The sequence below is a fragment of the Candidatus Reidiella endopervernicosa genome, from assembly GCF_013343005.1.
Classification (GTDB): Bacteria; Pseudomonadota; Gammaproteobacteria.
This window is the reverse complement of sequence record NZ_CP054491.1, coordinates 1,191,119-1,215,000: the sequence shown is the minus strand read 5'-3', so window position 1 is coordinate 1,215,000 and position 23,882 is coordinate 1,191,119. Positions and strand designations below refer to the sequence as shown.

Below are 23,882 nucleotides of genomic sequence, written 5' to 3'. Positions count from 1 at the left end.
TTCGATCTGACCGAAGAGAATGACCTCAATCAACTCAGTTACGAATATAGCGATACCAAACGACTCCTGATTTCCCGCAACGATAAAAAGCAGTTTCAGGCCGAGCATATAGATATGCCACTGGAGCGACTTCACAGCTCTGCCAGTGCCACTATCGAAAACTCACTCTACCTCTCAGCCAAGGATGCCGGCCTGAGTGACAACCTTATAATGGAGCTCGCAGGTATCTTCGGCTGGGATATCGACTTTGCCCTCGACATTCGCGAGGGCGACTCATTCCTTGTCATCTTTGAAGAGCTCTACCGCGACGGAGATAAAATCACCAACGGCAACATTCTCGCGGCAGAGTTCATCAACCGAAATAAGAGCTATCGTGCCATACGTTTCAGCGATGGCCACTACTACACCCCGGACGGCAAGAGCATGCGTAAGGCGTTCCTCCGCTCTCCGGTAGATTTCAGGCGCATCAGCTCCAAATTCACCCGCGAACGCTACCACCCCGTACTGGGCAAGAAGCGCCCACACCGTGGCGTCGACTATGCCGCATCCACAGGCACGCCTATTAAGGCAGCAGGCGATGGAAAAATCTCCTTCCGCGGCATAAAAGGCGGTTATGGACGAACCGTGGTCATTCAGCACGGCACCAAATACAGCACCCTCTATGCCCACCTCTCGAAATTTCGAAAAGGTAAAAAATCGGGTAGCCGGGTAAAACAGGGCGATACCATCGGTTATGTCGGAAAAAGCGGTCTCGCAACCGGCCCTCACCTCCATTATGAGTTCAGGCTAAATGGGGTTCACAGAAACCCGTTAACTGTAAAACTACCGGAAGCGCGACCTATAGAACGCAAACAGATGCAGGCCTTCTTAAAACAGGCTGAACCGCTGGTCTCTCAACTCGACAGCCTTAAGCGCACCCGTGTCGCGTTAAATATCAACTAGCCAGAACTTACATAATATTTTTATGCCATCGCTCTATATTGGTTTGATGTCCGGCACCAGCCTGGACGCCATCGATGCCGCACTTATTGAGCTTGATGACACCCAATGCAAGCTCATCGCAACCCACAACCACGACTGGCCAATCAGCCTACGCCATGATCTGTTAACACTATGCAAAGATCCAAACACCTCTTTGCAGCATCTTGGTGAGGCCGATACAGCCTGCGGTGAACTCTTTGCCGAGGCTGTCGAGCAGCTCCTCCAGAAGAGTGAATATACGTTCGATGCAGTCCGAGCAATCGGGTCACATGGGCAGACCATCTTTCATTCACCCTCCGGCAAACACCCGTTTTCGATGCAGATTGGCAATGCGAGCCTGATAGCTGAGCGAACCGGTATTACCACCGTCGCTGACTTTCGCAGTCGTGATATTGCAGCTGGCGGTGAGGGCGCACCACTGGTACCCGCCTTTCATGCTGCACTGCTACGCAGCAGCAATAGAGAGCGCGTCATCGCAAATATTGGCGGCATTGCTAACATCACCAGGCTCACCACATCATCCGATGACGAGATACTCGGCTTCGACACGGGACCTGGAAACGTACTGATGGATAGCTGGGCAGCGAGACACCTCGACAGCCCACTCGACTTTGATGGTAATTGGGCCAGGAGCGGTCAGGTCGACCAGCAACTGTTAGCCGCTCTAAGCAGCGAACCATACTTTGACCTTGCACCACCGAAGAGCACAGGCAGAGAGTTGTTTAACATCGACTGGCTCGACGCCATCCTGGCCAATGAGCAACGAGAGATACCCATCGCAAATGTTCAGCGCACCCTTTGCGAGCTCACTGCAGCGACCCTCTGCGATGCCGCGCGTAGCTGTTCTGCGATAGGCTCAGAACTCATTATCTGCGGAGGTGGTGTCCATAACTCGGCACTTCTTGATGCGATTAACAACAACTTACCCGGCTACCAAGTAACAACGACCGCCGAGCACGGTGTCGATCCAGATTGGGTAGAGGCGATGGCCTTTGCCTGGCTTGCAGCACAAACACTAGACAACAAACCAGGGAACCTGCCGTCCGTCACAGGTGCGAACCACCCCGCAGTCCTCGGTGCGATCCACCCAGGCGGTTGACCGTACTGGAGGTTTTAACGTTCGTCGATCTTGGTGTAGCCGCGCAGACTCTCACCAGTATAGACCTGAGTCGGCCTGAAGATTCGGTTATCTCCCAACTGCTCACGCCAGTGAGCAAGCCAGCCAGCCGCACGTGAGACGGCAAAAATCGCAGTGAACTGATCGGCTGGAATGCCCATCTCCTGATAGAGAATGCCTGAGTAGAAGTCGACATTGGGATAGACCCCCTTCTCAGCCAGTCGATCCTCGACCACCTGCTCAACCCGAGTGGCAATCTCCAGCATCGGATTGGCATCACCGCCACGTGCCGCAATCAGGCGCGTCACCAACTTCTGCAGGATCTTGGCACGCGGATCCTTGGTCTTGTACTCACGGTGACCCATACCCCAGATCACCTCTTTATTGGCAAGGCGCTTATCGACATACGTCTCGGCTTTATCCGGGGAACCGATCTTCTCGAGCATCTCTAACACCCGCTGGTTGGCACCGCCGTGCAGAGGTCCTGAGAGAGCACCGATTGCAGCCGCTATCACGCTATAGGGACTAGCCAGCGTTGAGGCGTTCACCAGCACCGAGAAGGTCGAGGCGTTTGTGGTGTGCTCGGCATGCAGAATCAGGCAGACATCAAGAATTTCAGCCAGCAGCGGGTCGGGTTCCTTGCCGGTAAACATAAAGAGCATATTCTCGGCGTAACTGAGGTCGGTGCGCGGTGGAAGCGGGTCATAACCGTTACGGATGTGCTCCCACATCGCTACCAGCGTACCCATATGAGCAAGGATCGTGACGGTCATATTGTGCACATAGTTGAGATCGGTACAGGTGTCACTACCGGTCAGACACTCGTTTCCAGGGTGGTACATACCGATTGAGGAGATAGCGGTCTGCAACATCTCCATCGGGTGTCCACTGTCAGGCAGATTCTTCATCATACCGCGGATATGGAACTTCACCCGGCGATTCTCACGCAGTTGCTCATCAAAATCACTCAAGGCAGCCGCAGTCGGCAGTTCACCGTCCAGCAACAGCAGTGCCGTCTCTTCAAAGGTACTGTTTTTGGCCAGCTCTTCGATCGAGTAACCGCGATAGGTAAGAATGCCCTTCTCACCATCGATATCCGAGATATTTGACTTGGTCGCCGGTACCCCTGCCAAGCCGGGTAGATATTCGCTCATGACTACATCTCCAAATTCTTACTGTCTGACGGCCTAGCCGCCCTCTATACACTACAGCTTAGCTCAAGAAATCCGCACTCAACCACAATCAAAAAGGGGGCGCCAAGCGCCCCCCCCTCATTAGCTATTAGATCTGATTAGGTGGTCGAGAATGAAGACCCGCAACCACAGGTAGTGGTGGCGTTAGGGTTCTTGATCACAAAGCGCTCGCCCTGAAGATCTTCAGTGTAATCGATCTCAGCACCAACCAGGTATTGAAAGCTCATCGGGTCAACCAGTAGCTTTACACCACCATTCTCAACCTCGGTATCACCCTCATTCACCGCTTCATCGAAGGTAAAGCCGTACTGGAAACCAGAACAACCGCCACCCGACACATAGACACGCAGCATCAGATTCGGGTTATCTTCCGCCTCGATCAGCGCCTTAACCTTATTAGCGGCACTGTCACTAAAGACCAGTGGCGTTACCTTTTGAACCTCTAGAGTCGTGGAACTCATACGACCTCTCCTAAATTTCCAACCAAATCGTTACCGGAATCATGCAATAACCAAGCTATTCTATCAAGTATCGCTGACCAGCTCGTCACTAATCTCTTTTACCGATGGCCGTTCGCCAATACCCATCGGCTCCTTCTGATGCACCAGACTACCGTTGACCTCAGCACCCATCGCCATCTCAAGCAGATCGTAATAGACGTTGCCTGTCACGCTCGCCTTAGAGGCCAGCTCAATATGATCAAACGCATAGACATTGCCAACCACACGTCCGTTTAGCACAACGTTTGGCACCTTTACCTCACCCTCAATCATGCCCTGGTCACTCAATGTCAAAACTGACGCGTCATCGTGAGAGATCACATTACCTTTAACCTTACCATCCACATGTAGGCCGCCGTTGAAGATGACGTCCCCGTTCACCTCGGTATTAGTCCCGATCAGTGAGTTGATCTTGGCCGTCTTTTTCTTCTTTTTACTTTTACCCAACATAACAACCTCGTCTATTCGAAACGTTATCGTGTGAATTTGCGTCGCTACATCCAATCAGCCGCGCATCGCATCTGCAGACCCTACACCAAGGCTCTACATCGAACAATTCTCGCCACGATCGAGGCACTCAGCCCACTAGTGCATCCCAATCGTAGCTACTACTCGCCTTATCACGCCCCTTGGTGGTCGGAATCAGTTCAATCTCGACACTCTGCGGTACAAAACCTTCCGGTAGCTTGAAGTCACCCTCAAACTTCTCGAAATAGCGGAACTTGAAGTTGTGTTTACCCGACGACTGCAACGCAACCTCCTCCAACTTCAGCAGTTTGGTTTCGGCACCGACCACACCTTTAAGACGCATTTCAACTCGCCCTCGAACCAGCGCACTCTTTTTCAGCACCTGGGTCGCAATCAAGCGGTAGTGGTAAACATCCCCCTCTCCGGCACGTTTGAGTTCAAACTGCTGCACTCGAAGCGCAGTACCACTCTCCTTCGGCGCGACGATACTACGGTAGAAAGCGAGCTCTTCGCGCAACTCGAGATTCTCCGCCTGCAACATGGCCAACTCATCGCGCACCTTGGCATAGGCCTCTCCATCGACCTGGGTAGAGCGTTCCAACAGTGCAATCTTCGCGCTTAATGCACCCCGCTCTTCACCAAGCCGTTCAAGCTGTTGTTGTGAACGCAGCAGCTCATCGCCACTAACCGCCGCATCGTGGTCTCCGCGCAGCTTTCCGAGCTCGTAGAGCCCCACCCCAGTAGCAACCAGTAGTAGCAGAATCACAACCATCACTGGCAAGCGCCACGATGCGCTCTGTTTGATGACTACCCCACCGGCTCGATATGCCTTCATCTCAATCCCAAACCACTCAGGGCATCAATGGCACGATATTGAGTCCGGCGCGCTCATTGAGCCCAAACATCAGGTTCATATTTTGAATCGCCTGCCCCGATGCACCCTTAACCAGGTTATCGATCACCGACAACACCACCAGGGTGTCGCCACCCTGCGGACGATGTATTGCAATACGACAGACGTTGCCGCCTTTAACCGACCGGGTCTCAGGGTGGCTACCGGGCTGCATCACATCGACAAAAGGTTCATCGGCATAACGTTCTTCGTAGAGCGTCTGCAGGTCACCCACATCACCCGTTATGGTCGAGTAGAGGGTGGCGTGGATACCGCGAATCATCGGTGTCAGATGAGGCACAAAGGTGAGACCGACCTTATGCCCTGCTACCAGTGAGAGCCGCTCACTGATCTCAGGTTGATGACGATGTCCGGGCACGGCATAGGCCTTCATGCTTTCGCTTGCCTCACACATCAACGTACCGACACTGGCCTTTCGACCTGCACCACTGACACCCGATTTGGCATCAACAATCAGACGACGCGAATCGATCAGCCCATTCTCAATTAGCGGCAGATAGCCGAGCTGGGTCGCAGTGGGATAACAACCTGGGCAGGCGATCAGACGCGCATCCTTGATCGCGTCACGATTCACCTCTGGCAAACCGTATACCGCTTCTTTCACCAAATCAGGCGTTGTATGTGACATGCCATACCACTGCTCCCAAACTGGGATATCCTGAATACGGAAGTCGGCACCCAGATCTACAACCCGCACACCGGCTTCGAGCAGTGCACGCGCACCCTCCATCGCTACTCCGTGAGGGGTAGCGTAAAAGGCGACGTCACATTCAGCCAACTTGGCTGGATCGGGTTCACTAAACTTGAGATCGACCTGGCCTCGTAGATTGGGGAACATATCAGCCACCGCCGTTCCCGCCTCAGAGCGAGAGGTGATAACCTTCAGTTCAACATCAGGGTGATTTGCGAGAAGACGCAGTAACTCAACACCGGTATAGCCGGTACCACCAACAATTGCAGCCTTGATCATCGATCTCTTCCAGATTCATTCATTTATATAGGAAGGGGGATAATAGGGGTTGGCCGGATTTCAGGCAAAGAAAAAGCGGCTTTCGCCGCTGAATGCACCGGGAGTCGCTATTTTTGCGAAAGTTTGTTTTGGGCATCCAAGCCCAAGCAAACAGCAAAACTTCACGCGACCGTTTATGCCTGCGGCGCCCCGACCGTCCTGCGTACGTTGCGTAATCACCTCTTCGCGGCTCTACACAACTCCCTCAGTGACTCTACGCCGACATAAAGCCGCTGCTGCATCTTCTCCGTCGTTCGCTCGCGCTCTCAACTACGAATATACAGACGGCGTCGACTATCGGGGACTAACCGCCCTCACTTCGCTCTCCATGGCGGTCAGCGTTGGTGGTGAGCTCTTATTGTTATAATTTTTATGCTTTGTTATTCGGCCTTACTAAGCCTGTGCAACAAAACTTGAAGTGAAATTTACTTGTCTTGATATGACATGTCAACCCCCGACCCATATATAAGTAATTAATAATATTGGTATTTACCCTAATTTCCTACTGTTTTTGTTGGACTCCACTAACGATACCCCCTCTGTATAATTGATCGCGATGAATCAAAACTCGCCCACCAATCACAGTCGTTATCGACGCTTTATCGATCATCAGCGCCTCCGCCTCTCAAGCTCAGATGCATTGATCCAATTCGCCATCCTTGGCGTATTAAGTGGGCTCTGCGCAGGCGGGGTGATCATACTGTTCCGCTTTCTGATCGAAACAACTCAGGCATCATTCCTTCCACAGGGTAGTACCGAAAATTACGAAGCTCTCGACCTGGTCATGCGTTTCTCGATTCCCCTTTTCGGGGCCGCGATCGTTGCCCTGCTACTCCACTCGCTCAAGAATGAAGATCGTCAGGTTGGTGTCGTACATGTCATGGAGCGTCTCTCCTACCACCAGGGCCGCCTACCGTGGAAAAATGCTGTTGCACAGTTCGTAAGCGCGGCGATCTGCATCATCAGTGGCCACTCTGTGGGACGCGAAGGTCCTGCCGTCCATCTCGGAGCGGCTAGCGGTAGTGTGTTGGGACAGGGATTAGGATTACACAACAACACCATCCGTACCCTGGTCGGCTGCGGTACCGCAGCGGCCATTGCCGCCTCTTTCAACACCCCGCTTGCTGGCGTTATCTTCGCCATGGAGGTAGTGATGATGGAGTACACCATCGCCGGCTTTACGCCCGTGATCCTTGCAGCTGTAAGCGCCACCACCCTGACACGCGTGGTCTACGGCTCCGCTCCAGCCTTTATCATTCCGCCACTCGAGTTCGGCTCACTGCTCGAACTCCCCTATATCCTACTCACCGGCATCGTTATCGGTACGCTCGCTGCGTTGTTTGTCCATCTACTGCAGATCTTTACCGACAACTTTGAGCAGACACCGCTCTGGAAACGCATCATGTTTGCCGGCCTGATTGTCGGTGTGCTGGCGATCCCCGCCCCGGAGATCATGGGCATCGGCTACGACACCGTCGATGCAGCAATGATGGGCTCCATCTCCATCTCGATCCTGCTGATCATCACCCTGTTCAAACTGGTCGCTACCACCGCCGGGCTCGGGCTTGGCCTACCCGGTGGATTGATCGGACCGACCCTTTTTATTGGTGCCACGGCAGGTAGTGCGATGGGACACATCGGCATGATACTCATCCCCGAGAGCCACTTCATTTCATCGGAGGGTTTCTACGCCATTATCGGAATGGGCGCGATGATGGGTGCCACACTACAGGCACCTCTGGCCGCACTGGTCGCCATACTGGAGCTCACCTACAACTACAACATCATTCTGCCCGGCATGCTGGCAATCATTGCGGCCGGCATGACCAGCAGTGAACTCTTTAACAAGGGTTCCGTCTTTTTGATGCTGCTCAAGGCTCGTGGGCTCGATTACCGTAACGATCCGATCGCTCAGTCACTGCGCCGGGTCGGCGTCGCCAGCGCGATGGAGCGAGGCATCGCGGCACACCCTCGGGAGATAAGCCGTGAGAGCGCCGAGATACTACTGGCCGAGACGCCACACTGGATCCTGATTGAAGACGACGGGCACTACGTCTCAGCACTCACCGCCGCTGATCTCAAACACAGCCTGGAACAGGGCGACGAGCAAAGCTTCGATCTGATCAAGATTCCCGGCCGTCGTCTCCAGGTCGCCGCCATTCATCTGCGTGAAACACTGCAGGAGGCCTACGAGGCGATTGGACAACACGGAGTTGAGGCGCTGTATGTCTACACCCTCAATGCAGCAGGCGAGCAGCGCATTCACGGCCTACTCACCCGCGAGCGGGTCGAGGCGAGCTATCGTTAAGAGCGAAGTAGCGCGATAATGGAGAGCTACACAGGAGAGGAATAGTTATGGGTGTTATAGAAACGTTAACCCTCGGCATGGGCGCCGCCTGGGCGAGTGGCATCAACCTCTACGCCACTATATTAATGCTCGGCATCATGGGCACCACCGGTAGTGTCGATCTGCCGCCCGAGCTGGCAGTGGTCACCAACCCATTGGTCATCGGCGCCGCCGGTTTGATGTATGCCGTTGAGTTCTTCGCCGACAAGATACCGGGCGTCGATACCGTCTGGGATTCAATCCATACATTTATACGCATTCCCGCTGGCGCGATGCTCGCCTCCGGTGCAGTGGCCGAGATCGGCCCTGCTGCCGAGCTGGCTGGCATCCTGGCGGGTGGCTCACTCGCCGCCAGCACCCACGCCACCAAGGCGGGCAGCCGCGTATTGATCAACACATCACCCGAGCCATTTACCAACTGGACCGCCTCGGTCACCGAGGATGTAGCGGCCGTTGGTGGCCTCTGGATCGCACTCAACAATCCCTGGCTCTTTGTCGGTGGTCTGGTGGTATTTGTATTACTGCTGATCTGGCTGCTGCCAAAGCTGTGGCGCGGCATCCGACGCGTCGCCTGTTATATCGGCAGTCTGTTCGGCTGGTGCGACCCCAAGCAGCAGGCCCTGGAGATGCAGCCACCCGACAACAGTAACGGACAGTCATAAGGAGCAACAGACCGCATGCAGTGGGTAATCACCTTTCACATCATCGCCATGGTCACCTGGTTCGCCGCCCTCTTCTATCTGCCGCGACTGTTTGTCTATCACGCCATGACCGATGCCGATGATCAGATTGGCATCGAGCGTTTCAAGATAATGGAGCGTAAGCTCTATCGCGGCATCATGACCCCATCGGCTATCGTCACCGTCGCGCTCGGACTCTGGCTGCTCTACGAGTACGCCTGGACCGCCTACGCCAGCATGGGCTGGCTGCACACCAAACTGGCACTGGTGGTGGTGTTAATCGGCTATCATTTCTACTGTGGAAGGCTTCTGATAGACTTCCGCGAAGATCGCAACCGGCATAGTCACGTCTTCTATCGCTGGTTTAATGAATTCCCGGTCTTGCTACTGGTAGCCATCGTCATCCTGGTCAAGATCAAACCCTTCTAATTGAGGTACTTAGCATGAGCAGAACCGTAACCTGTGTCGTCCTGAAGCAGGATGCTGAAGCACTCGACGAGCCGCCACATCCAGGCGATCTCGGTGTGCGTATCTATGAGAACGTTTCCAAGGAGGGTTGGAAAAAGTGGCTTGAGCACCTCACCATGGTGATCAACGAAAACGGTCTGAGCACCGCCGACCCACGTAGTCTCGGCCTAATTGAGCAGCACATGATCGGTTTCCTCTTCGATGAGGGCGACTACACCGGCGGTCAGGCGTTCCGCCCACCCAGCGCTAAGAAATAATCAGGCGAAACCTATCTTCATCAGCGGGGCGACCACAATCTTCAGATGTGCGTGCGCCTCGCGCAGGGCCGCCTCGGCCTGCTCTGGGCTCGGTGCTCGGGCAAAGATAAAACCAAGATAGCTCTCACCCTCCGGTAGCGGCACCAGCTCATACCCTTCTCGCACACTGATCTCGATATCCTCAATCCACTCCACCTTGTTGGCGGCCATCAACCCCTCCACTCGACGCAGCAACCCCGCTTCGGGAATCGGAATCATCAATACCCCAGCACCACCACGATCAGCCTGTAGCGTCAGCGGTTCACCCATCGCCTGACTCAATACCAGCTCCTCGAGTGAACGTCCGGTACCAAAACGCAGTAGCCGTCCGCACTGCCCACCGATGGTTCTTGAGGCAACCTCGAGCACCCACGGCCCTGCATCGTTTATACGCAATTCGGCGTGTACCGGCCCCTCCTGCAATCCGTAGGCGTGACAGGCTGCGACCACTACCTCGGCCACACTCTGCTGCGTCGCCTCATCAAATCGTGAGGGGGTGATGTAGTAGCTCTCTTCAAAGAAGGGCCCTTCGAGTGGATCGGGTTTATCGAACAGCGCCAACACACTCAGCTCACCTCGATGTAGCATCCCCTCCAGCGCCACCTCACGCCCCGGAAGATACGCCTCCACCAGTAGCATGTTCTGCTCATCCTCGCCGCGCCCATCACGCAACATGGGGCGTACTCGCTCGACAGCGGCAGAGAGCTGCGCCTGATCATCGACACGAATCACACCACGACTGCCCGACATCGCCAGCGGTTTAACCACAGATCGGGAGTCGCTATTTTATCGAAAGTTTGTTTTGGGCATCCAAGCCCAAGCAAACAGCAAAAACTTAACGCGACCATTTATGCCTACGGCGCCCCGCCCGACCGTCCTGCGTACGTTGCGTAATCACCTCTTCGCGGCTCTACACAACTCCCTCAGTGACTCTACGCCGACATAAAGCCGCTGCTGCATCTTCTTCGTCGTCCGCTCGCGCTCTCAACTACGAATAGGCAGACGGCGTCGACTATCGGGACTAACCGCCCTCACTTCGCTCTCCATGGCGGTCAGCGGGGAATTCGATAGAAGCGAGTTGTTTCTCGTGGAGATCACGCAGATCGAGCAGCCAGTGTTTCGGTACGGGAACGCCAGCATCCGCAAGGGTGGCACGTGCTAGATCCTTGCGCCGACTGATAACGGCTGCCTGGGGAGGATTGTGAGGGAGATTGAGCTGGGCGGCGAGACGGCTCGCCATCTCAATAGTGGCATCATCACTGCCAACCACACCGGCAAAGGGATGCTCTGCAGCCGCCTCAAGCAGACGCTCGAGTGCCTGTTGTGGATCGCTCAGATCGATATGAAGACCGTCGGCCACGGCGCCGACCAGAGAGTGTTTGCCTTCGGAGGCAACCAGAAAATCGATATCGAGACGATTGGCCGCCTCGATATAGGGTGCAATGCGATAGCTGTTGTGGGGTGCGACCAGCAGCAGACGCGCGCGCTGGCGCGATGCCACTGTCACGCAAGCCTACTCAGGCGCAGCCGCCGCCACCGCCTCCGGTTGCGCCGCAGGCAGAGCAACCGCCGCTGCCGCCAACGCTGGCGAAGACGTTATTGAAGACGAAGCTGGAACCCATACCCTGCTCGACGAAGTCGATCTCAGCACCATTCAGATAGTTAAGTGCAACGCTATCGACATAGACGTTCAGATCGTTCTCGCTCCAGAGTCTGTCGAAGTCACTGGTCATGGTGGTGAAGGTCATACCGTAGGTCATACCGCCACAGCCACCGCCGGAGACGAAGATACGTACACCCTTCACCTCATCATCCTCAACATCACCGAGCAGTTCGATCAGCTTGTCACGTGCTGCAGGGGTTACATTCAGATCGGAATTGGTAATCTCACTTCTATAGCTCTGTTCACTCATCGTACTTACCTCTATCTCCACCCACAGGGAGGGCAGACTTGGCTGTTTCAATATGGGCCGATAGTGCCGTCACACTCACACCATTGCAACCACAGCCCGATAACCACTTAGACTACGGTGTTATGGCGCCGTTCGCCCATACCCTAGATATAGGCGATTTCAGCACGCTTCTCACTATCCTCAGAGCGCCCATTGCAGGGCTTTACACGTATACTATGGCGCACAAATCAGGAGAGCGGCATGGACCCACGAGAAGATCTGGTTCGCCACTACAAGTGGCTGCGCCAATACGGCATCAACGACTCCCACAGCGGCAATGCCTCGGTGCGTGTGGATGAGGATATCTGGATCACCCCGACCGGCGCCTGCGCTGACACCCTCACCCCCTCCGATCTGATCCGCTGCCCAATGCAGAGCGCACCACCCGAGGGGGCCTCACTCGATACCGCACTCCACCTGGCCGTCTACCAGTCCAACCCAGCAGCCACCGCCATCCTCCACAGCCACGGCGCCCACAGCGTGGCGATGACCATGAACGGCGATGACTTCATTCCGCCCGATTTCGAGGGTGCCTACTACTTCCAGCGCATCCCGGTGGTTACAGTCGACTACGCCCGCTACCTCGACGAAGCACCCAGCCGTGTTGCCGAGCAGCTGGCCGAACACAAAATAGCGGTAGTACGCGGTCACGGCGTTTACGCCTGTGCCGAGACGATCAACCTCGCCTACAAGTGGAGCTGCTCCTTTGAGCTCTCGGCCAAGACGGCATGGCTGGCACAGCAGGCGGGCACCCTGCCCACCAACAACAGTTAACGGAGCCCGCTTGTGACTCAGGAGAAACACCCCGTCCCCGTTGTGATGGCGATCTCGGGTAACGATCCGACCGGCGGCGCCGGCATCGCCGCCGATATCGAGGCGATCGCCAGCATGGGCTGTCAGACCGCCCCGGTCATCACCGCACTGACGGTACAGGACACCCACAACGTACTCAGCATCGCCCCGACACCGACCACTCTTCTGATCGAACAGGCCCGTGCCGTGTTTGAGGACATGCCGATCGCCGCGGTAAAGATCGGCATGACCGGCAGCATCGGCAATATCGAGGCGATCCATACCCTGCTACGCGACTATCCCGAAACACCGGTGATTCTCGATCCGATCCTCGCCGCAGGCGGTGGCACCGAGCTCAGCAGCGGTGAGATGGTCGAGGCGATGGTTGAACTACTGCTACCGCAAACCACCATTCTCACCCCCAACTCGATCGAAGCACGGCGTCTCGCCCCCAACGCCGACACCCTCGACGCCTGCGCTCAGGAGATCCTCGCAACCGGCTGCGAACTGGTACTGATTACTGGCGCACACGAGGAAAGTGAGCAGGTCGAAAACACCCTCTACGGCAACATGCGCCGCCTGGAGCGTTTCAGCTGGGAGCGCCTGCCACACAGCTACCACGGTTCCGGCTGCACGCTGGCCGCCGCCATCGCTGGCCTGATGGCACAGGGGCTTGAGCCCTTCACTGCCATTAACGAGGCGCAGGAGTACGCCTGGGAGAGTCTGCGAAACGGCTACCGCAGCGGCATGGGGCAGCACCATCCCAACCGCTTCTTCTGGGCCTGGAACGATCCAGAAGAGGGCGCGCAGTGAGCGCCGCACTCCACGGACTCTATGCGATCACCGATCGCAGCCTCACCCCTGACGATCAACTGATTCCGGCAGTCGCTGCAGCGATTCAGGGTGGCGCAAAGATCATCCAGTATCGCGACAAGAGCGACGATGCACAGCGCCGCCAGTGGGAGGCGCAGGACCTGCTAAATCTCTGCCGTGCACTCAACACCCCACTGTTGATTAACGACAACATCGAATTGGCAGCCGCCATCGGTGCCGATGGTGTGCACCTCGGGCAGCAGGATGGTGAGCTACAGAGCGCACGCACGTTGCTCGGAGATGATGCGATCATCGGCATCACCTGCCACGACAATGTCGATCTCGCCATCGCTGCAGAGCGGGGTGGCGCCAACTACGTCGCCTTCGGCCGCTTCTTCTCTTCAAAGATAAAACCCGAGGCGCCACCTGCCGATCCCGCGCTACTTACCACCGCCCGTGAACAGTTAACCGTTCCGATTGTTGCCATCGGCGGCATCACCCCGGAAAATGGCGCGCAGCTCATTTCGGCGGGTGCCGATATGGTAGCGGTGATCAACGGTGTCTTTGGCGAAGCAGATATCAGCGCCGCCGCACAACGATTTGCAACACTATTTAAATGAACCTATTCACTTTAGAGAGCGATAAGGAATAACCATGGCCCACTCACACGAACTCTTCGAAGCAGCCCAGAAACATATCCCCGGTGGCGTGAACTCACCAGTCCGCGCCTTCAAGGGGGTGGGTGGCGAGCCACTGTTTATCCAGCGCGGCGAAGGGGCCTACACCTACTCCGAGAGTGGCAACCGCTACATCGATTACGTCGCCTCCTGGGGCCCGATGATCGCCGGACACGCCCATCCCGAAGTTATCAAGGCGGTACAGGAGACAGCAGCCAACGGCCTCAGCTTCGGCGCCCCCACCATGCTCGAGACCGAGATGGCCGACAAGCTGGTCAGCCTGGTTCCCTCAATGGATATGGTGCGCATGGTCAGCTCCGGCACCGAGGCGACCATGAGCGCTATCCGTCTGGCGCGTGGCTACACCGGCCGTGACACCATCGTGAAGTTCGAGGGGTGCTACCACGGCCACTCCGACTCACTGCTGGTGAAGGCGGGCTCCGGCATGCTCACCCTCGGTGAGCCGAGTTCTCCCGGCGTGCCTGCATCACTCGCCGAACACACCATGACCCTCGCCTACAACGATGCCGATGCGGTCCGCGAGGCGTTCAAAAAACACGGCTTCCAGATCGCCTGCATTATCGTCGAACCGGTCGCCGGCAACATGAACTGCATCCCACCCGCCCCCGGCTTCCTAGAGACCCTGCGCGAGGTATGTGACGAGTTCGGCACCGTGCTGATTTTTGATGAGGTGATGACCGGCTTCCGCATCTCACTCGGCGGCGCACAGGGCCACTACGGCATCAAACCCGACATGACCACGCTCGGTAAGGTGGTCGGTGGAGGCATGCCAGTCGGCGCCTTCGGCGGTAAACGCGAAATCATGGAGAAGATCTCCCCCCTCGGACCTGTCTACCAGGCGGGCACCCTCTCCGGTAATCCGGTGGCGATGGCCGCAGGACTTGCCACCATGAAGCTGATCGAACAGCCAGGGTTCTATGAGGGGATTAGCACCAAGGTCGAGAAGCTGGTCGCTGGCATCATGGCGCAGGCAAAGGAGAAGGGAGTAGCGATGAGCGAGAACCATGTCGGCGGTATGTTTGGCCTCTTCTTCACCGAAGAGCAGAAGATCACCTCCTACAGCCAGGCGGTAGAGAAGAGCAACGCCGACCGCTTCAAACTCTTCTTCCACGGCATGCTCAACGAGGGAGTCTATCTGGCACCCTCCGCCTTCGAAGCAGGCTTCGTCTCCAGTATGCACACCGACGAAGATCTCGATGCTACCATAGAGGCCGCGGGCCGGGTACTGGCGACCCTCTAAGTCTTAATCTGCAACCACAAAAAGGCCGTCCACTGGGCGGCCTTTTATGGCAGGGGTGTTGATCAACCACCCAGCAGGCGGCGCATCTCGTCGATATTCTTACGTGCTTCTTTAAGCGCCTCGATGCTTTTCTCTGGTCCGAGCTGACTGAGTGGCAGCTTGCCGAAGGCGGGGCGTTCAAACAGCGGTGGTAGCCCACTCGCTTTAGGCGTACCGAAGTAGCTATGCAGCTGTGAAACCAGCACCACATCGGCGTAGTCGGGACCAAACTCGGAGTCGTAGTCGTAGTTCTCCGCCTCGAGCACCACGGTGACCAGATCACTGGCGAAGAACCACTTGCGCAGCACCATCGCACCGACCTGACCACGCAGATGCTCAACGGCGTCATCAAGCTCCTGTTCATTGCTGAGTAGCTCGGGACGTTCTGCGACATAACCATAGATCGCCAGCACACCGATATCGTGGATCAGTCCTGCCAGCAGGGCGCGATCGGCGTTGAGCGAGGGGGTCATATCGGCCAGCACCGCACTGATCGCTGCAACGTGGGTACTGTGACTCCAGAGCTCCTTCATCCGTTTGGCCAGCACCTTGTTGTCCGCCTTGAAGAGCTGCTTCATGGCAAAGGTGGTGACCAGATCACGGGTATTATCGAGACCCAGTCGACGAATCGCAGCCATGCAGCTGTTGGCCGAGACCTCACTGCGGTAGATCGGGCTGTTGGCGACCTCAATCAGACGACCGGTGATTGCCTGATCGGACTGGATAATCTTGGCCACATCGGCGAGCGACTTCTCAGGATCATTAACCGCACGGCGAACCCTCAGCGCCAGTTCTGGAAGGGTCGGCAGTTGCAGCGTCCCCTCCATATATTCACGGTAGATCTCAAGAAAGAGCTGGCTCTCGACCGTCTCATCCTCATCGGAGATCTCCTCCACCTCCATACCACCACTGCTATCGCCAGCCATCGCGATCTCAAGCAGATTGTTGTTGATATGAAAGAAACGCACCGTACCCCTGGTGGTTGCGGTCACTGCACGAGGCATATCGTGGGCAAGTGGTAGCAGCGCCGCACCAGAACCCGCGCTGATCACCTCGTAGACACCCCCACCCTCAAGCTCCACCTCGCCACTGAGCAGGTAGTAGCTCTCGCCATCCTGATCACCCAGCTTAAAGAGTGGACGTTTTTCGGGGTACTCAAACACCGCCACCTTTTCGGCCAGATCAGCAATCGTTGTGGGGGGGAGATCCCTGATTGGGAGCAGACGCTGAAACAGCGCCATATCCTCAGCCAACAATTTTGTGCTCATATAGATATTCCTTTACAAAAATCGTCTCAAACCAATGCTAAATTGTGGCTCAGCATGCCCATCAATTGCAGCAAAAACAAGGCAATTGTTAACAAATTAGACAACCAGACACGCCGTAGTTGCCATCGATCAACAAACAGCTCGCAACGCAACGATGCGACTATTAAACCGTGCTATCGCTCACACCCATTCGATTAATAATGCGGCCGCATCTAACATATAACGCTAAAATCGGAATTGTGAACCTTACCGACCTACAACCACTGCTCGACTGGTTAACCGCTCATCCCGGTTGGGCCGGGCTCATCGTCTTTCTGATCGCCTGCAGTGAATCATTGGCAATCGTTGGTTTGATTGTGCCGGGTGCATTCCTGCTCTTTGCTATCGGCACCCTGGTCGGCCTTCAGATCCTGCCACTCTGGCCGACACTCGCCTGGACCGCAGCGGGCGCCATTATCGGTGATGGCATCAGCTTCTGGCTCGGACGCCACTACCACATGCGTCTGAAGGTGATCTGGCCCTTCCGCAACCACCCCAGGCTACTCGCCCGCGGCATTAGCTTTTTTCACCGTCATGGTGGCAAGAGCATCCTGATCGGCCGATTTGTCGGCCCGGTGCGCCCCATCATTCCTGCGGTTGCCGGGATGCTCAACATGCCGACTCAGCGTTTTCTCACCATCAACGTGCTCTCCGCCCTTGCCTGGGCACCCGCCTATATCCTGCCGGGCACCCTCTTCGGTGCCTCGCTGGAGCTGGCCAGTGAGGTCGCCGGGCGTCTGACCCTGCTGCTGCTCACCCTGCTCTTTACCCTCTGGTTTGTCCTGTGGCTGGTACGCCGGCTCTATCGCACACTCGAGCCACTCACCGGTTACTACGCCCAGCGCCTCTGGGATTGGGGTCACAACCACCCCCGCATTGGCCGCTTCAGTAACGCGCTGATCGATCCAAACCACCCCGAGCCACAGGCACTCTTCTATCTGGCCCTGATTATTCTCGCCTCCGCCAGCGGCTTCTTCATGTTGTTGAGTGTGGTGATCGGAGCACCCGAACCGAGCGCACTCGATCAGATAGTGTTTCACTTTTTCCAGGACCACCGCACGCCACTCTTCAACACCTTAATGGTGGCAACGACAGAGCTGGGCGACAGCACCGTCTACCTGCCGCTCTCCATCACCCTGTTTGCCTGGATGCTCTATCGGCGTTACTACTCGGCCGCTGCCCACTGGATGGCCGCGATCCTGTTCGGTATTGCTGCAACCAACGTTTTGAAATGGAGCCTGCAGATTCCGCGACCGATTGAGATCTACGATGGTCTCTCCAGCTTCTCCTTTCCCAGCGGCCATACCACCATGAGTGTCGTGATCTACGGCTTTCTCGCAGTACTTATCGCACGGGAACTGACCGCCTCTCGCCGACTCTGGGCCTACCTGGCGGCTGGCCTGCTCATCACCCCGATCGCACTTTCACGCCTCTATCTTGGCGCTCACTGGTTGAGTGATGTGGCTGGGGGGATTGCACTCGGACTCGGCTGGGTCGCCATCATCGGACTTGCCTATCGCCGCCATCCGGCAACCAGGCTACCGCTGCGCCCGCTCCTCTCACTCACCGCCGTCATGCTAATCATCTCGGCAGCGATCAACATTGGTCTACGCCACAGCAGTGATCTTGAGCGATATGCCGCTCAGGAAGAACGGGCTGTCTGGCAACAGCAGGCGTGGCTCAACGATCAGTGGCAGCTGCTGCCCGCCTGGCGTCACGATCTGCGCAACCGTCGAGAGGAACCGATGCAGATTCAGTGGCGTGGTGAGCTCGATAAAATCGAAGCAACGCTACTGAATGCGGGTTGGCAACATCCGGTCGAACTCACACCTCGCACTGCACTGCTATGGCTCTCAGCAGACCCCAGCCTGGAGCAGTTGCCGCTCTCACCCAAGGTACACGCCGGAAAGTACGAAACACTTGCCCTTATCCGTCCCAACCGACAGGGCGATGGTCACTATGTACTGCGCCTCTGGTCAACGGGTGTCGAGATCGGCGATAGCGCTCAACCACTCTGGCTTGGAGCACTCTCCCGCCAGCAGATCAACCACCGCTGGCTTTTCACATTCCTACGCACCGATCGAACCTTTTTGCCAACCGTCGAACAGATTCAGCGGCTACTGGGACGAAATGATGACCCTATAGCCACTGAAAACCCTACGCCTATTCTGCTATTTAGCGATTAGTTTCAACCCGGCTTTATAGAAACTTTTTATCTGCGCCCCGCTGCAATAATTACCCGACCATAACGGTCTACTATATGTAAGCAAATCGTATACGCCGCATCTGGTGCATACGGAATTTGTAAGGAGAGCCATCATGAAAAACTTAATAGCATTAGTAGCATTATCCCTGTTTTCCACCGCCTCTCTCGCCGCGCACTGCGACCTGACCGGCGACTCCCACCCCGATAGCGACATGTACGGTAGCGTCTTTAACGACATTGAAGAGGGCAACATCAAATCCATTCCAAATACCGCCGCTAGCGACCTCGATCTGGGTCAGGGCGATGAGTACGGCAGCATCTTCGTCGACATTCGCAAAGACCGCATCGACTCAACCCAGCAGATGGCAACACGCGATAACGAGGTGATGGGTGAAGGCGACCAGTACGCCAGCGTCATCTACGACCTGAACAAACCGACTACCAAGGTCTGTTAGGTAGGATGGCTCCTCGGGAGGGGAATTGGCCCCTTCCGAGCTGAGCCGTTACTAAAGAGGAGAGCCCTGCCGGTATCTCCCAATTGGGTGCACCATGATTCGTCATCGCAATCTGGCAGCAGAGCTGCCACCGCACTCAAGCGACGAATGTTGACGATCGACCGAATCAGCCACCTACGTTACTTCAACACCACGGGAGAGACGTCATGAAAAGATTTTTGCCCTTGCAGCACTCTCACTCTTCTCATCAGCATCACTGGCATGCCATATCGATGCTTCACAGATCAGTTCCGGGCCAATCCAGGCCGGTGGTGATATGTACGGCAGTATCCTGTTCGATGTTGAGCAGAACCGCGTGGCCTCAACCGCAGACCGCGATCACTCTCAGGGACGTTATGCCCTTAACAACCACCCACCAATGAACGACAGCCGCTTCTCTAACGATAGCGACATGTACGGCACAGTGCTGTTCGATGTCGACAAACCAGGGGTAGAGACCGTTGCGCAGCTCGACAGGCGCGGTGATCGCAGGAACAACCACCCAACGATGAAATTCTCAAACGTCTGCTGAACCCAATCAGGTCGGGAGTTGATAATCCCCCTGTTAGCTCCCGACCACCGAACCGCGCACTGCGCTGAAATATTGCAACGAACCGCGCGGTCTTATTACTACCAGGGACTCATTCCCAGGTTAGTGATAGATAACTAACAGGAGAGCCATCATGAAACAGATTCTTGCACTAGCAGCACTAACTCTCTTCTCATCGGCCTCATTTGCCGCCTGCCAACCCGATCGTTTTAACGACACCGACAGTCACGGCACCATTCTCAACGATATGACGCCGATTGAGACCGGCACTCTGCACAGCGGAGGTGGTGATCTCTACGGGTCAGACCTCTACGGTGGAAGCTGGAACGCTGTTCCAACCCATGTATCGGCCTCGGTTGAAGAGGATGATGCACTCGATGTCATGGCATCCAATGACTTCCGCAGCGGCACACCCGGTGGTGTTCCCGTAATTCAGGTAGGTCGTTTCTGCTAGCCGGTTAATTGGTACGTTGAAGCAACGACTGCAGCTGCTGCTTGGTTGAGAGTGGCAGGTGTGAGAGTTCGGTCAGACGAGCACCCACCCATGAAGCATCGTCGTAACACTTCTCCAGGGTGATGAAGGGGTGGCCGAGCTGTTCGATGATATCGCGTAGCCGATCGACAAGCGGTTGATAGATAGATTCAAGCGCACTTGGTGACTCATTGGGAATCAGCACCACCTCCGCCAGCATCAACTGGTTGCCGGCCACTGACTTCTCTAACACCCTGAAACGCTGCTCGCCGGTCACCGTAATTCCGAGCAGGCCATCGGCACGACGGTGCCAGTAGCTGATCTTACTTAGCGTCCCGATGGGGTGAATGTTGGCAGCACCACCTACTTCGCTACCATCGCTGATCAGACAGATACCGATACCGCTTTCGTCTTTGATCGCATCGCGCACCATGTCGATGTAGCGCTGCTCGAAGATTCGTAGCGGTAACGGCCCACCAGGGAAAAGGACGGTATGCATCGGGGAGTCGCTATTTTTGCGGAAGCATGTTTTGGGCATCCAAGCCCAAGCAAGCGGCAAATACTTAACGCGACCGTTTATGCCTACGGCGCCCCGACCGTCCTGCGTACGTTGCGTAATCACCTCTTCGCGGCTCTACACAACTCCCTCAGTGACTCTACGCCGACATAAAGCCGCTGCTGCATCTTCTCCGTCGTTCGCTCACGCTCTCAACTACGAATATGCAGACGGCGTCGACTATCGCGGACTAACCGCCTTCGCTTCGCTATCCATGGCGGTCAGCGGCGGAAAGAGTGGAATCTTCGGCACGCCCATACCCCGCAGTTATGATTCGCCCCAACGCGCCTGCAGCGCATGGTCGATATCAAGATGGTCGAGGATACGTGCCACCACAAAGTCGACCAGATCATCGATCGTCTGCGGCTGCTGATAGAAGCCGGGGCTGGGCGGCATGATTATCGCCCCCATGCGCGCCAATTTGAGCATATTCTCCAGATGGATCTCAGAGAGCGGCATCTCACGCGGCACCAGAATCAACTTGCGCCGCTCCTTGAGCATCACATCGGCGGCACGCTCAATCAGGTTGTCACTCAATCCCATTGCGATTGAAGCGAGCGTCCCAGCACTGCAGGGGCAGACCACCATCGCCCGCGGCGGGTTGGTGCCACTGGCCACCGGCGCCATCCACTGCTGCTTACCAAACAGCTGCAGCTGTCCCGGCTCAACATCGAAGTGAGAACAGAGCTGCTGCTCCGCCTCCTTGCTCGCCGACGAGAGCTTCAGCCCCGACTCCATATCGAGCACCAACCGCCCCGCATCGGAGAGCATCAGATAGACCGTCTCACCCGCCTCCAGCAGCAACTGCAGTAGGCGCAGGCCGTAGGGGGCACCGGAGGCACCGGTCATTGCAACGGCGATTGCACGACGACTCACTGCACCTCTCCCGCTTCTGCCAATGCCACGGCGAGGCGTTCATGGATATCGCCAAAGCCGCCATTACTCATCACAATAATTTGATCATCCGGCATCGCGGCGGCGGCGACCCAATCGACCAGCGTATCGACCTCGTCGCTGATCTCAACTCGATCACCCAGCGAGGACATCGCCTCGGCCAGCGGCCAGTCGAGATCCTGCGGATGGAAGATGAAGATGCGGTCTGCCTCTTTGAGCGAATCGGCCAGCGCCTCTCGATGAACCCCCATACGCATGGTATTGGAGCGCGGTTCGAGCACCGCGAAGATGCGTCCCTCGCCAATGCGTCCGCGCACACCCTCCAGGGTTGTTGAGATCGCGGTGGGATGGTGAGCAAAGTCGTCATAGATGGCGATGTCGTTGATTTTCGCACGCAGCTCCATACGCCGCTTTACACCGGCAAACTGATTCAACCCCTCGATAGCGTGTTCGACCGGCACGCCAGCGTGGCGCGCGGCACCGATGGCCGCAAGCGCATTGGCGACGTTGTGCAGTCCACTCTGTGACCACTCGATCCGTCCTACCCGCTCTCCGTCGAGGGTGACATCAAAACTGGAACCATCGGGGGCGATATCGGCAGTACCCCACCCCGTCTCACTCTGCAGTGCGAACGACTCCTGCGGTGTCCAGCAGCCCATCTCGAGTACCTCATCGAGGTGTGGTTCGGCGCTGTTGCTCAGCACCAGCCCATTACCTGGAACGGTGCGCAGCAGGTGGTGGAACTGGCGTTTGATCGCATCGAGATCGGGGAAGATATCGGCGTGGTCATACTCAAGGTTATTGAGGATCAGGGTACGCGGTCGGTAGTGAACAAACTTGGAGCGTTTATCGAAGAAGGCGGTGTCGTACTCGTCCGCCTCGACGACAAAGAAGGGTTTATTGCCAAGACGCGCCGAGAGCCCGAAATTACCGGGAACACCACCGATCAGAAAACCGGGTTCGAGCTTGGCGTAGTCGAGTATCGCCGCGAGCATGCTGGAGGTGGTGGTCTTGCCGTGGGTTCCGGCCACTGCCAGCACCCAGTGATCACGCAGTACATAGTCGGCAAGGAAGGCAGGACCTGAGATGTAGGGAAGGCCGCGATCGAGCATATATTCAACCGCTGGGTTGCCACGGCTCATCGCATTACCTACGACAATCAGATCAGGTGCAGGGTCGAGCGGCTCGCTATCGTAACCCTCGTGCAGCACGATCCCCTGCTCCTCAAGCTGGGTGCTCATCGGCGGGTAGACGTTGGCATCGGAACCGCTGACACTGTAACCCGCCTCTCTGGCCAGCAACGCCACACCACCCATGAAGGCACCACAGATTCCGAGGATATGGATATGCATATCAGCCACTCACCGCGGGAGGTGGAAAGAATTTGAAGGTGACGGCCGTGGAGAAGAGCAGGTAACCGATGGTCACAAAGACACCTGTCGCCATGCCGACCGAGAGCGCATGCCGGAAGATGTGTCCCAACACCGCCAGCAGCCAGATGGAGAAGATAATCAGGAGCAGAAATGCAATGCTGCTTCCCTCTCCCTCACCACCCTGCATGATCGTCCAGACAACGGGAATACTGACAATCTCCAACAGGCACTTTGCACCGACCAGCGCCGATAGGGTCTGCACAAAACGTTCGCCCAGATTCTTGGTCGCAAGTACCGTCCAGGTAAAGAGCGACAGCAAAACCACATCAAGGCCACTCTGGGCCGCCGCAGTGAGAAGATTGATGTCCGGTATCACCAGCATGGCCTTTATGCCCACCACCACTAGATAGAACATTATCAGCAGGGAGAGCAGGAAATTTGAGGCAGGCACATCCTGCGGTCCAACTCGAAGTCGGCAGAGATTGAAATAGAGAGTGAGTAGCCCGGTCACAGCGTGCAGATAT

Annotated in this window: 30 protein-coding genes (1 of these 30 cut by a window edge); 17 read left to right on the top strand and 13 right to left on the bottom strand. The window is 56.4% G+C overall.

Features of this window, described 5'->3' with window-relative positions:
- Both HUE57_RS06935 and HUE57_RS06930 read left to right on the top strand, forming a co-directional pair.
- A protein-coding gene (locus tag HUE57_RS06935; RefSeq protein ID WP_078483632.1) for an OapA family protein crosses the window boundary here: on the top strand, positions 1-942 show its 3' portion. Its footprint begins 441 nt before the window's first position; only the last 942 of its 1,383 coding nucleotides appear in the window; the start codon falls outside the window, past its left edge; the stop codon is at positions 940-942.
- Between the two features lie 22 nt (positions 943-964).
- On the top strand, positions 965-2,080 hold the full coding sequence (locus HUE57_RS06930; protein WP_078483633.1) for an anhydro-N-acetylmuramic acid kinase: 1,116 nt from the start codon (positions 965-967) through the stop codon (positions 2,078-2,080).
- A gap of 14 nt (positions 2,081-2,094) precedes the next feature.
- Here the strand turns inward: HUE57_RS06930 and HUE57_RS06925 are convergent, their stop codons facing one another.
- From HUE57_RS06925 to argC, 5 genes are all read right to left on the bottom strand, one after another.
- Positions 2,095-3,252, bottom strand: coding sequence for a citrate synthase (locus tag HUE57_RS06925; RefSeq protein ID WP_078483634.1), 1,158 nt, complete (start codon positions 3,250-3,252; stop codon positions 2,095-2,097).
- A 137-nt stretch (positions 3,253-3,389) separates the two neighbouring features.
- Positions 3,390-3,752 (bottom strand): iron-sulfur cluster insertion protein ErpA, encoded by a 363-nt coding sequence (erpA, locus tag HUE57_RS06920; protein WP_078483635.1) that lies wholly within the window; start codon positions 3,750-3,752, stop codon positions 3,390-3,392.
- Positions 3,753-3,815: 63 nt separating this feature from the next.
- On the bottom strand, positions 3,816-4,241 hold the full coding sequence (locus tag HUE57_RS06915) for a bactofilin family protein (RefSeq protein ID WP_078483636.1): 426 nt from the start codon (positions 4,239-4,241) through the stop codon (positions 3,816-3,818).
- A gap of 127 nt (positions 4,242-4,368) precedes the next feature.
- Positions 4,369-5,094 (bottom strand): DUF6776 family protein, encoded by a 726-nt coding sequence (locus tag HUE57_RS06910; protein WP_135622182.1) that lies wholly within the window; start codon positions 5,092-5,094, stop codon positions 4,369-4,371.
- 16 nt (positions 5,095-5,110) lie between these two features.
- On the bottom strand, positions 5,111-6,142 hold the full coding sequence (gene argC, locus HUE57_RS06905; protein ID WP_078483638.1) for an N-acetyl-gamma-glutamyl-phosphate reductase: 1,032 nt from the start codon (positions 6,140-6,142) through the stop codon (positions 5,111-5,113).
- A 49-nt stretch (positions 6,143-6,191) separates the two neighbouring features.
- On the opposite strand from argC, the gene HUE57_RS06900 reads away from it, so the two are divergent.
- From HUE57_RS06900 to HUE57_RS06880, 5 genes are all read left to right on the top strand, one after another.
- A complete protein-coding gene (locus HUE57_RS06900; RefSeq protein WP_174672946.1) occupies positions 6,192-6,548 on the top strand; it encodes a hypothetical protein in 357 nt (118 codons plus the stop codon).
- Between the two features lie 189 nt (positions 6,549-6,737).
- Entirely contained in the window at positions 6,738-8,489 is a 1,752-nt protein-coding gene (locus HUE57_RS06895) for a chloride channel protein (RefSeq protein ID WP_078483639.1), read from the top strand.
- Positions 8,490-8,536: 47 nt separating this feature from the next.
- Positions 8,537-9,190: a DUF4126 domain-containing protein gene (locus tag HUE57_RS06890; RefSeq protein ID WP_078483640.1), complete on the top strand. Its 654-nt coding sequence runs from the start codon at positions 8,537-8,539 to the stop codon at positions 9,188-9,190.
- A gap of 15 nt (positions 9,191-9,205) precedes the next feature.
- On the top strand, positions 9,206-9,637 hold the full coding sequence (gene hemJ / locus HUE57_RS06885; protein WP_078483641.1) for a protoporphyrinogen oxidase HemJ: 432 nt from the start codon (positions 9,206-9,208) through the stop codon (positions 9,635-9,637).
- Between the two features lie 14 nt (positions 9,638-9,651).
- Positions 9,652-9,933 (top strand): oxidative damage protection protein, encoded by a 282-nt coding sequence (locus HUE57_RS06880; RefSeq protein ID WP_078483642.1) that lies wholly within the window; start codon positions 9,652-9,654, stop codon positions 9,931-9,933.
- Here HUE57_RS06880 and HUE57_RS06875 read toward each other — a convergent pair whose 3' ends face one another.
- Entirely contained in the window at positions 9,934-10,740 is an 807-nt protein-coding gene (locus HUE57_RS06875; RefSeq protein WP_272902025.1) for an ATP-grasp domain-containing protein, read from the bottom strand.
- 34 nt (positions 10,741-10,774) lie between these two features.
- Here HUE57_RS06875 and HUE57_RS06870 point away from each other — a divergent pair, with 34 nt between their 5' ends.
- Positions 10,775-10,918: a hypothetical protein gene (locus HUE57_RS06870; RefSeq protein WP_174672944.1), complete on the top strand. Its 144-nt coding sequence runs from the start codon at positions 10,775-10,777 to the stop codon at positions 10,916-10,918.
- A gap of 75 nt (positions 10,919-10,993) precedes the next feature.
- On the opposite strand, the gene HUE57_RS06865 is transcribed toward HUE57_RS06870, so the two are convergent.
- Together HUE57_RS06865 and HUE57_RS06860 are read right to left on the bottom strand one after the other, a co-directional pair.
- Positions 10,994-11,479 carry an ATP-grasp domain-containing protein gene (locus HUE57_RS06865; protein WP_174672943.1) on the bottom strand — a complete coding sequence of 162 codons (486 nt, stop codon included), beginning with the start codon at positions 11,477-11,479 and terminating at the stop codon, positions 10,994-10,996.
- Between the two features lie 10 nt (positions 11,480-11,489).
- Entirely contained in the window at positions 11,490-11,885 is a 396-nt protein-coding gene (locus tag HUE57_RS06860) for a HesB/IscA family protein (protein ID WP_078483644.1), read from the bottom strand.
- A gap of 240 nt (positions 11,886-12,125) precedes the next feature.
- On the opposite strand from HUE57_RS06860, the gene HUE57_RS06855 reads away from it, so the two are divergent.
- Genes HUE57_RS06855 through hemL form a run of 4 tightly spaced genes read left to right on the top strand, consistent with a single transcriptional unit; the run spans position 12,126 to position 15,467 of the window.
- Entirely contained in the window at positions 12,126-12,698 is a 573-nt protein-coding gene (locus HUE57_RS06855) for a class II aldolase/adducin family protein (protein WP_078483645.1), read from the top strand.
- 45 nt (positions 12,699-12,743) lie between these two features.
- Complete coding sequence (thiD, locus tag HUE57_RS06850; RefSeq protein WP_078483646.1) at positions 12,744-13,529, top strand: bifunctional hydroxymethylpyrimidine kinase/phosphomethylpyrimidine kinase; 786 nt, start codon at positions 12,744-12,746, stop codon at positions 13,527-13,529.
- Positions 13,526-14,149 (top strand): thiamine phosphate synthase, encoded by a 624-nt coding sequence (gene thiE, locus HUE57_RS06845; RefSeq protein WP_078483647.1) that lies wholly within the window; start codon positions 13,526-13,528, stop codon positions 14,147-14,149. Before thiD ends, thiE begins: the two co-directional genes overlap by 4 nt.
- Before the next feature lie 34 nt (positions 14,150-14,183).
- The gene (gene hemL, locus HUE57_RS06840) at positions 14,184-15,467 is read left to right on the top strand and encodes a glutamate-1-semialdehyde 2,1-aminomutase (protein WP_078483648.1); all 1,284 of its coding nucleotides are present in this window, start codon (positions 14,184-14,186) and stop codon (positions 15,465-15,467) included.
- 62 nt (positions 15,468-15,529) lie between these two features.
- Here hemL and HUE57_RS06835 read toward each other — a convergent pair whose 3' ends face one another.
- On the bottom strand, positions 15,530-16,774 hold the full coding sequence (locus HUE57_RS06835) for an HDOD domain-containing protein (protein ID WP_078485209.1): 1,245 nt from the start codon (positions 16,772-16,774) through the stop codon (positions 15,530-15,532).
- A 239-nt stretch (positions 16,775-17,013) separates the two neighbouring features.
- Here HUE57_RS06835 and HUE57_RS06830 point away from each other — a divergent pair, with 239 nt between their 5' ends.
- From HUE57_RS06830 to HUE57_RS06815, 4 genes are all read left to right on the top strand, one after another.
- Positions 17,014-18,999, top strand: coding sequence for a bifunctional DedA family/phosphatase PAP2 family protein (locus HUE57_RS06830; protein WP_172840405.1), 1,986 nt, complete (start codon positions 17,014-17,016; stop codon positions 18,997-18,999).
- Between the two features lie 133 nt (positions 19,000-19,132).
- Positions 19,133-19,474, top strand: coding sequence for a hypothetical protein (locus tag HUE57_RS06825; protein ID WP_135622604.1), 342 nt, complete (start codon positions 19,133-19,135; stop codon positions 19,472-19,474).
- Between the two features lie 316 nt (positions 19,475-19,790).
- On the top strand, positions 19,791-20,045 hold the full coding sequence (locus tag HUE57_RS06820) for a hypothetical protein (RefSeq protein ID WP_174672942.1): 255 nt from the start codon (positions 19,791-19,793) through the stop codon (positions 20,043-20,045).
- A 151-nt stretch (positions 20,046-20,196) separates the two neighbouring features.
- Positions 20,197-20,517 carry a hypothetical protein gene (locus HUE57_RS06815; RefSeq protein ID WP_078484863.1) on the top strand — a complete coding sequence of 107 codons (321 nt, stop codon included), beginning with the start codon at positions 20,197-20,199 and terminating at the stop codon, positions 20,515-20,517.
- A gap of 4 nt (positions 20,518-20,521) precedes the next feature.
- On the opposite strand, the gene HUE57_RS06810 is transcribed toward HUE57_RS06815, so the two are convergent.
- Positions 20,522-21,034, bottom strand: coding sequence for an LON peptidase substrate-binding domain-containing protein (locus HUE57_RS06810; RefSeq protein WP_174672941.1), 513 nt, complete (start codon positions 21,032-21,034; stop codon positions 20,522-20,524).
- A 16-nt stretch (positions 21,035-21,050) separates the two neighbouring features.
- On the opposite strand from HUE57_RS06810, the gene HUE57_RS06805 reads away from it, so the two are divergent.
- Positions 21,051-21,464 carry a hypothetical protein gene (locus tag HUE57_RS06805; RefSeq protein WP_174672940.1) on the top strand — a complete coding sequence of 138 codons (414 nt, stop codon included), beginning with the start codon at positions 21,051-21,053 and terminating at the stop codon, positions 21,462-21,464.
- Here HUE57_RS06805 and HUE57_RS06800 read toward each other — a convergent pair.
- Genes HUE57_RS06800 through HUE57_RS06790 form a run of 3 tightly spaced genes read right to left on the bottom strand, consistent with a single transcriptional unit; the run spans position 21,359 to position 23,809 of the window.
- On the bottom strand, positions 21,359-21,940 hold the full coding sequence (locus tag HUE57_RS06800) for a flavin prenyltransferase UbiX (protein ID WP_078484865.1): 582 nt from the start codon (positions 21,938-21,940) through the stop codon (positions 21,359-21,361). The genes HUE57_RS06805 and HUE57_RS06800 overlap by 106 nt on opposite strands.
- Before the next feature lie 23 nt (positions 21,941-21,963).
- The gene (gene mpl / locus HUE57_RS06795; RefSeq protein ID WP_078484861.1) at positions 21,964-23,337 is read right to left on the bottom strand and encodes a UDP-N-acetylmuramate:L-alanyl-gamma-D-glutamyl-meso-diaminopimelate ligase; all 1,374 of its coding nucleotides are present in this window, start codon (positions 23,335-23,337) and stop codon (positions 21,964-21,966) included.
- Position 23,338: 1 nt separating this feature from the next.
- On the bottom strand, positions 23,339-23,809 hold the full coding sequence (locus HUE57_RS06790; protein ID WP_174672939.1) for a hypothetical protein: 471 nt from the start codon (positions 23,807-23,809) through the stop codon (positions 23,339-23,341).
- Positions 23,810-23,882: the final 73 nt, after the last annotated feature.

Bases quoted from the DNA above. Each gene is read 5' to 3' on its own strand.
- HUE57_RS06880 (WP_078483642.1), top strand. From the start codon at position 9,652: ATGAGCAGAACCGTAACCTGTGTCGTCCTGAAGCAGGATGCTGAAGCA.
- HUE57_RS06895 (WP_078483639.1), top strand. From the start codon at position 6,738: ATGAATCAAAACTCGCCCACCAATCACAGTCGTTATCGACGCTTTATC.
- HUE57_RS06860 (WP_078483644.1), bottom strand. From the start codon at position 11,885: ATGAGTGAACAGAGCTATAGAAGTGAGATTACCAATTCCGATCTGAAT.
- HUE57_RS06835 (WP_078485209.1), bottom strand. From the start codon at position 16,774: ATGAGCACAAAATTGTTGGCTGAGGATATGGCGCTGTTTCAGCGTCTG.
- HUE57_RS06890 (WP_078483640.1), top strand. From the start codon at position 8,537: ATGGGTGTTATAGAAACGTTAACCCTCGGCATGGGCGCCGCCTGGGCG.
- hemL (WP_078483648.1), top strand. From the start codon at position 14,184: ATGGCCCACTCACACGAACTCTTCGAAGCAGCCCAGAAACATATCCCC.
- HUE57_RS06855 (WP_078483645.1), top strand. From the start codon at position 12,126: ATGGACCCACGAGAAGATCTGGTTCGCCACTACAAGTGGCTGCGCCAA.
- HUE57_RS06915 (WP_078483636.1), bottom strand. From the start codon at position 4,241: ATGTTGGGTAAAAGTAAAAAGAAGAAAAAGACGGCCAAGATCAACTCA.
- argC (WP_078483638.1), bottom strand. From the start codon at position 6,142: ATGATCAAGGCTGCAATTGTTGGTGGTACCGGCTATACCGGTGTTGAG.
- HUE57_RS06930 (WP_078483633.1), top strand. From the start codon at position 965: ATGCCATCGCTCTATATTGGTTTGATGTCCGGCACCAGCCTGGACGCC.
- HUE57_RS06825 (WP_135622604.1), top strand. From the start codon at position 19,133: ATGAAAAACTTAATAGCATTAGTAGCATTATCCCTGTTTTCCACCGCC.
- thiD (WP_078483646.1), top strand. From the start codon at position 12,744: ATGGCGATCTCGGGTAACGATCCGACCGGCGGCGCCGGCATCGCCGCC.
- hemJ (WP_078483641.1), top strand. From the start codon at position 9,206: ATGCAGTGGGTAATCACCTTTCACATCATCGCCATGGTCACCTGGTTC.
- erpA (WP_078483635.1), bottom strand. From the start codon at position 3,752: ATGAGTTCCACGACTCTAGAGGTTCAAAAGGTAACGCCACTGGTCTTT.
- HUE57_RS06820 (WP_174672942.1), top strand. From the start codon at position 19,791: ATGTACGGCAGTATCCTGTTCGATGTTGAGCAGAACCGCGTGGCCTCA.
- HUE57_RS06925 (WP_078483634.1), bottom strand. From the start codon at position 3,252: ATGAGCGAATATCTACCCGGCTTGGCAGGGGTACCGGCGACCAAGTCA.
- HUE57_RS06810 (WP_174672941.1), bottom strand. From the start codon at position 21,034: ATGCATACCGTCCTTTTCCCTGGTGGGCCGTTACCGCTACGAATCTTC.
- mpl (WP_078484861.1), bottom strand. From the start codon at position 23,337: ATGCATATCCATATCCTCGGAATCTGTGGTGCCTTCATGGGTGGTGTG.
- HUE57_RS06800 (WP_078484865.1), bottom strand. From the start codon at position 21,940: ATGACCGGTGCCTCCGGTGCCCCCTACGGCCTGCGCCTACTGCAGTTG.
- HUE57_RS06910 (WP_135622182.1), bottom strand. From the start codon at position 5,094: ATGAAGGCATATCGAGCCGGTGGGGTAGTCATCAAACAGAGCGCATCG.
- HUE57_RS06815 (WP_078484863.1), top strand. From the start codon at position 20,197: ATGAAACAGATTCTTGCACTAGCAGCACTAACTCTCTTCTCATCGGCC.